The organism is Finegoldia magna, assembly GCF_018371055.1.
Classification (GTDB): domain Bacteria; phylum Bacillota; class Clostridia; order Tissierellales; family Peptoniphilaceae; genus Finegoldia; species Finegoldia magna_I.
On sequence record NZ_JAGYZD010000262.1, the window covers coordinates 1 to 2,216 of the forward strand.

Below are 2,216 nucleotides of genomic sequence, written 5' to 3' on the forward strand. Positions count from 1 at the left end.
TCCTTTGGAATTTTTGTCGTAAGATAACGCACTCATTCCATAGCTTGGAGCTTCTGCTAACCTTATATTACGCGGTATCATAGTCGTAAACACCTTATCTTTGAAGTATTTCTTGACCTCTTCTACCACTTCCAAACTAAGATTATTTCTACCATCAAACATACTCATAACAATACCTTCTATTTCAAGATTTTCGTTCAGCGAACTTCTAACCAAATTAATAGTGTTCATAAGTTGACTCACCCCTTCAAGCGCATAAAACTCGCATTGAATAGGTATAAGAACAGAATTCGCCGCTACAAGGGCATTAATAGACAAAGTCCCCAAAGATGGAGGACAATCTATAAAACAAAAATCGTATCCTTTTACATTAGAAAGTATGTTAGATAACACCTTTTCCTTGTTATCGGTGTTAATAAGTTCCACCTCAACACCAGACAAATCCGATGTTGCTGGGATTATATCCACGTTTTTTTCTTCCGTGTGAATAATAAAATCATCGTCGAATTCATCATGCACCATCAAATCATACATACTTTTTGACAATTCGAACTTGTTAATCCCAAACCCAGAAGTAGTGTTACCTTGTGGATCCAAATCCACTACAAGCACTTTTTTCCCTTTCAAACCAAGAGCTGCCGACAAATTAACGACGGTAGTAGTCTTACCTACCCCACCTTTTTGATTAAATACACATATTGTTTTCAAATTTACAGCTCCTTTCATCTTTTATTATAGCACAAAAAGTGTTTTAAGATGTTTCAAAAGATTTAAAATGTTTCACGTGAAACATTTTCTAAAATCATAAGTCTCAGCTCTGCCAAAGCACGATTTGAAACTCTGTTTCTTATTTTGTTTCGTTCTCCGTGAAGCTGTAATTTTAGGGTTTTTATCGTGTTTTTGTATCCAAGTCCAACATATACAAGCCCAGCATTTTCTCCTGACGCATAACCTGTCGTAGATATCGCACAGTCAACTCCAAACTTTTCAAACATCCTCTCAACCATCTCAAACGCAACATTTTCACTAACAACACCGTATGTGTCTATAGTTTCAGCCTTAACACCAAGCAAATCTATCTTTGCTTCATTAGAATACACCACCAACGACCTTTTCAAATAATCGTTAACTCCAGACACATTCACAAGTTTAGATGCAATCATGCCACCTGTAATGGATTCTGATGTCATAATCGACAAGTCGTGTTTTTGTAATACTTTGTACAAAGCTTGTTCGATGGTTTCATCGTTTTCTCCAAAAACATATATACCAAGTCTTTCCTTTAGTTCTTTCTTCTTCTCATCAATCATTTTCAATGCAGTTTGTTTGTCGTTAGCCTTGGCAGTTACTCTTAGAATTCTCTTGTCCTTCTTAAAATAAGGCGCTACTGTTGGATTGTTTGATGATTCGATGATATCTTTCACTCTTTCATTCATGTCCCATTCGCCCAGTATCGAAACATTCAATGTTTCAGAAATAATACAGTCTGTTGCGAATTGCTCCAGAACTTTTTGCACTTGTTCTTCAAAAATAGGCTTCATCTCAGCCGGTGGCCCTGGTAGAAACAGTATTCTTTTGCCGTTATTTTCAATCATCGCACAGTCAGCAGTTCCATTGAAGTTTTCAAAAACAATCGCATCTTCTGGAAACATACATTGTTGTAGATTGGCTCTTATCGCTTTTTCATCATTATTGAAATAACGTTTCATTTTTTCATAGCTTTTTTGGTTAAGCACCATTTCCTTGCCAAGACAATCACAGCAGCATTTTTTCGTAATGTCATCTTCAGTCGGTCCTAAACCACCAGTAGTTATAATCAGATCATTTTCTTTCAAACCTTCTTGTATTTCTTTGTACAATCTGTTGTAATTATCTCCAACCACAACTCTCTTGTACAAATCAAACCCAAGCTCTCTAATTTTAATAGAAATGTAGTTGGAATTCGTGTCCAAAGTGTCACCTAGCAGTAATTCCGTCCCAACGGCTATTATTTGAACTTTCATTTGTCCTCCATAGTTTATTACCTATATTTTATTTTCGCCTGTTAAAACGCCTCTCAGAGCGTCGTTTTTTTCTTCGATTTACAATTAAATTATATCACTAATGAAATTTTCATAAAAATGTTTCACGTGAAACATTTTGATTCAAAAATAGAAAAACATCTTTTTCCCTCCCTTAGCAATCAAAATCCCACGAGAAATAATATTTTCCTCTTT

The 2,216-nt window shown here is 35.5% G+C and carries 2 protein-coding genes; both read right to left on the reverse strand.

The window, feature by feature from the left end; translation table 11 throughout:
• Positions 1-708, reverse strand: a 708-nt coding sequence (locus tag KHW44_RS08860) for an AAA family ATPase (protein WP_304068594.1), incomplete at its 3' end; no start/stop codon positions are given.
• Positions 709-770: 62 nt separating this feature from the next.
• Positions 771-2,003 carry a competence/damage-inducible protein A gene (locus KHW44_RS08865; RefSeq protein ID WP_304068597.1) on the reverse strand — a complete coding sequence of 411 codons (1,233 nt, stop codon included), beginning with the start codon at positions 2,001-2,003 and terminating at the stop codon, positions 771-773.
• Between the last annotated feature and the right edge of the window lie 213 nt (positions 2,004-2,216).